Genomic DNA, 6,573 nt, shown 5'->3' on the forward strand with positions numbered 1-6,573 from the left:
CTGGGATTCTATGTACAGTCGTCTAGGAAGCCCCCAAATTATAGGCCATTGGATAGCACCCTAATCTTCAAAGGCTTGCGGAACACTAACCTTGGGCTTCCTAGCCAGCTCGGTCTTCAACAAGTTTTATCAATCACCTATTTTAAGGTGCTCATCCCCAACGAAGCATATTGCAATTCGGATGCGCCCCAAGACTTCACCCTTTCATTTTTCCACGGTATTGTTCCATCCGTTAGCCCGTCAATGCGCTTTTTTCCTTCATTTAAGTGTCAGGAAACATTTCAAGTTTGGAGGCTCCCTTTCTATTTTATGATGTGGCAGATTCACTCGGTTTTCACACTTAAGTGAATTAGATCAGCTCCCGCAAATCGTGAATCATCCCGCCAACCCAGACTGGCACTATCCTTATAAGATTGTAAACAAATATGGCAGTAATGCTTAGGGTAATACCAATTCTTTAAATTTCGACTACAGATAGGGCGTCGAGAATATATGCTCGGGCTGCACTTGAGGCAATAACTTCGTTAGACATTCTCTCTAGTTGTTGACTAATTAAAACTCGCAATTCATCAAGATTGGCAGGGAGTTGCCATCTCAAACCCCGTTTCAAATACTGCCATACCTGTTCAATGGGATTGGTTTCGGGAGAATGAGAGGGTTGAAACATTAAAATGATGTTTTGGGGTATCTTGAGTTTTTTGGCTTTATGAAATCCCCCGTTGTCTAATTGAATAATAAGAATATCTTCTGGATATTTTGGGGAAACTAATTCCAGAAATATCTGAAAGCATTGGCTGTTTAGATGAGTAAACTTATAAAAAAAATGTTTTCCGGTTTTGGGTTCGATTACTCCATAAATATAAGTCGCTTTAAATTTCCCTTGGACTTGGCCGTAAGGTTTGACGCCACGAAGCGTAATTTTACGGCCACTAATTGTCTTCAATCCAATCCGGGTTTCATCTTGACAAAAAAATCGAACTGAATTGCCCAAACCCATAACTGATATGGCTACCCAAGCCAGTATGGCTATATTTTCGGTGAAGTTTTTTTAAAAATTCTCTAACTTTTATCCTTGTTGTTCTCGGCTGATGGGTCTCGCTATTTTTGGGGAGGCTTTGAGCCGATAATGAACTAATTGATATACAGTTTTATAGTTAACTTCTTTCCCTAGTCTTTCTGATAACCATCTACAGATTTCTCCATAGCTATTAAACCCTTCAGGAGATTTTAAGGCTTTTTCTAAAGCTTTTTCTGCCCAATCTGGTATTTCTTTACTTCTTCCTGTTGACACTTTTTTCGATAAAAAATTTGCGAGTCCTCCCTCACGGTATTTCTTGAGCCACTCTTGTAGGGTCACCCGATTTCTTCCCAAAATCTCAGCGGCTTCGGTGACGCTTTTAGCTTTTTTTGTCTTGAGTAAGTACAAAAGTTGTAGTCTTTCTTTGACTGCGCCCGTTTTCTCCTGGCTCAAAAGCTTTTTAAGTTCTTCTTCAGTTTCTCGGATTTCTATTTTACAAACTCCTGCCATGTGTTCGCTCCTACCTTATGCTTATTCATAGCTTACCATATCTGTAGCCAACATTTACAGAATTGGTATAACTCAGAGGGAGACAGATTACCCATACCTGGGCCATTTTGTCAACCTCTTTAATCTCATAACTTATATTTTTGATCAAGGCCCACTCGATGAGGTTTTCTGGTTGGTCTGGGCCTAGAGGACTAAAGGTGCTATTCCAAGCCGGTTTAATAAAATTTAGCTACAATGTAAGTAATTCTGTAGACAAACCCGCTAGTTCAGGCGAAGATTTCCGATTGATATTTGTGAAGGAATGTAACATTAGAAGTGAAATTGAATGCGTGAGTTTCTCTAATAAAGAACTGTTCCAACCTTTGTTACTTGTAGGGACAATGAGAGAAATCGGGGACCGAGTAGTTTTCCTCGTGAGGGCACAGGCTCCAGCAAGCGTCTCTAATCCTTCATAAGAGTTTCCAAGTAGGCAGAACACCTCGCGAAACTCCACCCTATAATTTTATAAATCAACAAGACATTAGGGAAATTTTTGAGGTGAGCGATCTAGATTGTTCCAGACCAATCAGCAATGCCCTAGCGGGTATATTCCTCTCGGCCCTCATTGTGCTGACGGCTTCATCTGAGGTGGAGGCTCAAGTAACCCCCACCGTACAGGGACCGGGTTCAGCTAACTTCAATCCCGGCAGCCTGCCTGCAACTTCTCCTTACATTATGGGAGGAGGAGACTTGATTCGAATTGATAACTTTCAAATTCCCGAATACAGCGGAGAATACCTGCTCCCGCCAGACGGTGTGATCAACTTGCCTGAAGTGGGCAGCGTCTCTCTCCAGGGATTAACATTAGAACAGGCTAATGACACGATTACAGCCATGTACAATCAGATCCTTAGACGACCCCGAATAGCAGTCAAGCTTCTGAGACCTCGCGCCCTAACAATTGTAGTTGCCGGTGAGGTGAATACCCCAGGCTCCTACATCATTTCCCGGGAAGATCAAAGATTTCCTGGCTTGCGCGCTCCAACCGTAACAGATGTTATTGAACTCGCTGGGGGAGTCACCCAAGAGGCTGACATGACTCAGATTGAGGTTCGTCGAACTCAAAGCGGGAATGCAGAGCAAATTATCCGCATCAACCTATGGCAATTTTTGCAGCAAGGAGCTCGTGAAGAAAACATCTCATTGCTAGATGGAGATACGATCATAGTACCTACAGCAGAAAATGTCTCTATGGCTCAAAGCCGAGAAGTAGCAACTTCTAGCTTGGCTCTAGATCTAGCTGCACCCCGCACTGTTGCTGTAGTGGGTGAAGTAACTCAGCCTGGAGTCTATGTGGTACTAGGAGGAGACATAGAATCAACGCGAGTCCCCTTAGGACTTCCTACCGTGACACGAGCCCTCGAACTCGCTGGGGGAACGACATTAACGGCAGATATTAGTCAGATTCAAGTTCGTCGTCCCACTAAAACAGGAGGTGAACGGATCTTTGATGTGGACCTATGGCAGTTATTGCAAAATGGGGATCTTTCTCAAGATCTGATCTTGCAGGACGGAGATACGATCATTATTCCCACTGCTCGTGAAGTAAACCCCCAGCTAGCACAGCAGTTAGGCTCAGCTAAATTTGGAATGGACTTGACTACACCGCGCACTGTTGTGGTCGTAGGTGAAGTGAATCGTCCAGGCTCCTACATTGTTTTCGGGGGCGAATCACCCGCCAACCGAACTCCGGTAGGATTGCCCACGGTCACTCGAGCGATTCAACTGGCTGGTGGCATCACACCCGATGCAGATCTGCGCCGGATTCAAATAAGCCGCCCGACCCAAACCGGAGGACAACAAGTTTTTACAGCTAACCTGTGGCAACTCTTGCAAGTAGGAGATTTTAGTCAAGATCAGATTTTGCAAGAGGGAGATACTATTTTTATTCCCACTGCCAGCGAAATCAGTCCGGCAGAAGCCCAAACTATAGCAAGTTCGAGTATTGCTCCGGCTAATATTCAAGTTTATGTAGTGGGACCTACCGGCGATCCCAGGTTTTTTACGCCGACTGCTTTACAGGTGTCATCGAGTACCTCCTTGAATCAAGCCCTATTCGCAGCAGGAGGACTAGATAATCCTCGGGCACAAGGGACTTCAGTAGAGTTGATTCGTCAGAACCCTAATGGCACTATTTCTCAAAAAATAGTCACCCTTGACTTTTCAGCACAAATCAATGAGGTGACTAATCCCCTCCTCCGAAATAATGATATTATTGTAGTCAGTCGCTCAGGTGTTACACGCTTTGCTGAAGGGTTGCAAAATGCATTAGGCTCTATTGTTACTTTACGACAAGTGTTTGAAGGTCCTATGCAAGCTTTGAGATTTCTGGAAATGTTAGGAATTATTCGTTTACCGGAAGAATAAAAAATTTGAGTCAAAAATATAAAACCCTTAAGTAGAGGGTAGACTAAAATTTCGCTCATGTAAAAGCTAAGGAGGGGGGGATATGGAGAACTACCAAGATTTTATGACCCGAGAAAATACTGGAAAAAAAATACGCCGCCAGGACGATATTTTAGATTATAAAATCACCCCAGAAAAGAGTGATGAAGAGAAAATTATTAAAGAGCTAGGAAAGCTTGTATCTGCTGGAAAGCGTCGGGCTTTTTTAATTGTTATAGTAGCAATTTCATTTACCGGATTTAATGCATGGAGGCTCTCAAAGCGACCTCCTGTATATGAAGGAAAGTTTCAAATTTTAGTTGAGCCGGTGACCCTTTCTGAGAACAAATTACTAAGAGTGGTCACTCAAACTCTGGGAGATACTACGTTTGGAACTAATGAAGGGCTGGATTATGAGTCCCAAATTAGAGTTTTGCAAAGTCCTAAAATAATACTGCCTATTATTGAAAGAATTCAGGAAGTTTACCCTCAATTAACTCCCGCACATATTACGAGAGAGCTAAGTACAAAGCGGATTATGGAGGGAGCAGAAGGAACTAAAATTATCGAAGTAAGTTTCCGCAATCGTAATCCCGAATTGGTTAAGTTTATTTTAGAAACAGTGGCAGAAGGTTATTTGAAGTACAGCTTAGAAGAACGCCAGACTACGATTCGCCAAGGAATGAATTATATTAAAGATCAGATTCCGGTTCAACAGGCAGACGTTGACAGACTTCAAGGAGACTTGGAAAGTCTGCGGCAGCGCTATGATCTTATCAATCCTGTTGTGGAAGGCGGCTATCTGTCGGTACAAGCCCAGAGGATTGGACCCCAGCTCGTAGAAATTCAATCTCTACTGGCAGAACGGGAATCCCAATACGCTACTTTACAAAATCTATTTGAGAGGGGAAATTATGTTTCTATTCTCAGTAAAGAGGCTGCTACTTACACCTTTTTAATCAGAGACATAAGTATTATAGATACAGAAATTTCAGCGGCATTAACTAAATATCGGGAAGAAAGCGATACGATACAAGATCTAAGGCAGCAAAAACAGGAACTGAATTTGCGGGCTCGTCGAGAAGCTTTAACTATTTTGGAAAAAGTGGCGAGCGAGGTACAGGGAATACAGGATCGTAAGGAACTGGTATTGCAAGATCAAATGCGTTACGAACAACGCCTGAGACAATATCCAACAATGGCGCGACAGTACGCGGATTTAGAACAGCAATTACAAGTGGCGACTGATTCTCTCAATAGCTTGTTAACTAAGCGGAATAATTTGCAGGTGGATGCTGCTCAACAGGAAATACCTTGGCAGATTATTGCTCCTCCAGGAACTCCTTCTACTTCTACAACTCCCAGGAAAACTTATATTTTACTGGCAATTGTTGGCCTCGTGTTGGGTTTAATAGCTGCATTTTTCGCTGAAATTATTAACAATGTATTCCATGATGCTGATGATATAGAAGAAGAAACCAGGCTGCCCATTCTGGGAATGATTCCTATTGCAAAAGAACTTAAAAGAGGTACACAGAAACGTAAAACTCTTGCTCCTCTAGCTTTAGCTGGAACAGGTCAACGAAAAGGCTTAGATTTGATCGGAGAGTCTCAGTATCGACAAAGTTCCTATATCAGTTCTCCTTTGTTAGAAGCTTTCCGCTCTCTCTATACGAATATCCGCTTGTTGAGTATTCACAAGCCGATTCACTCTTTAGTTATTGGCGGGGCTATACCTAACGTTGGCAAGTCTACAATTGCAATACATTTAGCAAAAACAGCAGCCACGATTGGGCAACGAATCTTAATCGTTGATGCAGATCTGCGTTCTCCTAAGATTCATACAAAGCTGGATTTACCCAACCTGCGGGGTCTCAGTGATGCTATTTCCACCGATATCAGTCTAAATGAGGTGATTCAACGCTTGCCTAATGAAGATAACCTGTTTGTCTTAACGGCAGGTTCCTTGCCCTCTGATCCCATTAAGTTGTTATCTTCTAAAAAAATGCATTCTCTGATGGAGCAATTTCAAGACTTTTTCGATTTAGTCATTTACGATACCCCGCCTCTTATGGGACTTGCTGATGGTAGTATTCTAGCGGCGCAAACTGATGGATTTGTAATGGTGGTTAAAATTGATAAAACCGAGCGTTCGGTGGTTGTGAAAGCATTAGATGGATTAAAAATTTCTGGAGCCTCTGTGTTAGGAATTGTTGCGAATGGGAGCGAACGGTAAGTTTTTAGGGTTTCAGAAAGTCTATCCCTCTTTTGTCACGCTAGGTGGATAAAACCCACATTCCTCCGGCAGGGTAAGCACAAGAAAAATGAGCTGGTAATATGCTAGGTAATCACCCGGTTAACATATCGCCGAGGTTTCCGATGGCCTTCAGCTTTGATTCCACCACAGACTCAGCTAAACCGAAAGTCCAGCAACCGCTGCCGCCTGCTATCGACGCGGAGTCAGTCCAACAGCAGTGGCGATCGCAATTTGCTGAATTGGAACACCCGCGTGGCCGTCAGGGGGTAAAGCATCCCTTTTTACAATAAGCGGTCATGCAAAATAAATTGCATATTTTATAATTTTGAGGTAAAATCAGTAATTTAGACATAAATATGCATAG

The 6,573-nt window shown here is 42.9% G+C and carries 5 protein-coding genes; 3 read left to right on the plus strand and 2 right to left on the minus strand.

The window, feature by feature from the left end:
- Positions 1-457 precede the first annotated feature (457 nt).
- Positions 458-997 (minus strand): IS630 family transposase, encoded by a 540-nt coding sequence (locus tag NG795_RS23620; protein WP_367291071.1) that lies wholly within the window; start codon positions 995-997, stop codon positions 458-460.
- A gap of 69 nt (positions 998-1,066) precedes the next feature.
- On the minus strand, positions 1,067-1,528 hold the full coding sequence (locus tag NG795_RS23625; RefSeq protein ID WP_367291072.1) for a helix-turn-helix domain-containing protein: 462 nt from the start codon (positions 1,526-1,528) through the stop codon (positions 1,067-1,069).
- A 537-nt stretch (positions 1,529-2,065) separates the two neighbouring features.
- On the opposite strand from NG795_RS23625, the gene NG795_RS23630 reads away from it, so the two are divergent.
- From NG795_RS23630 to NG795_RS23640, 3 genes are all read left to right on the plus strand, one after another.
- Positions 2,066-3,934: an SLBB domain-containing protein gene (locus NG795_RS23630; RefSeq protein ID WP_367291073.1), complete on the plus strand. Its 1,869-nt coding sequence runs from the start codon at positions 2,066-2,068 to the stop codon at positions 3,932-3,934.
- Between the two features lie 82 nt (positions 3,935-4,016).
- Positions 4,017-6,188: a GumC family protein gene (locus tag NG795_RS23635; protein WP_367291074.1), complete on the plus strand. Its 2,172-nt coding sequence runs from the start codon at positions 4,017-4,019 to the stop codon at positions 6,186-6,188.
- A gap of 143 nt (positions 6,189-6,331) precedes the next feature.
- Positions 6,332-6,499: a hypothetical protein gene (locus tag NG795_RS23640; RefSeq protein WP_367291075.1), complete on the plus strand. Its 168-nt coding sequence runs from the start codon at positions 6,332-6,334 to the stop codon at positions 6,497-6,499.
- The last annotated feature ends 74 nt before the right edge of the window (positions 6,500-6,573 follow it).

It is taken from the genome of Laspinema palackyanum D2c (genome assembly GCF_025370875.1).
GTDB lineage: Bacteria > Cyanobacteriota > Cyanobacteriia > Cyanobacteriales > Laspinemataceae > Laspinema > Laspinema palackyanum.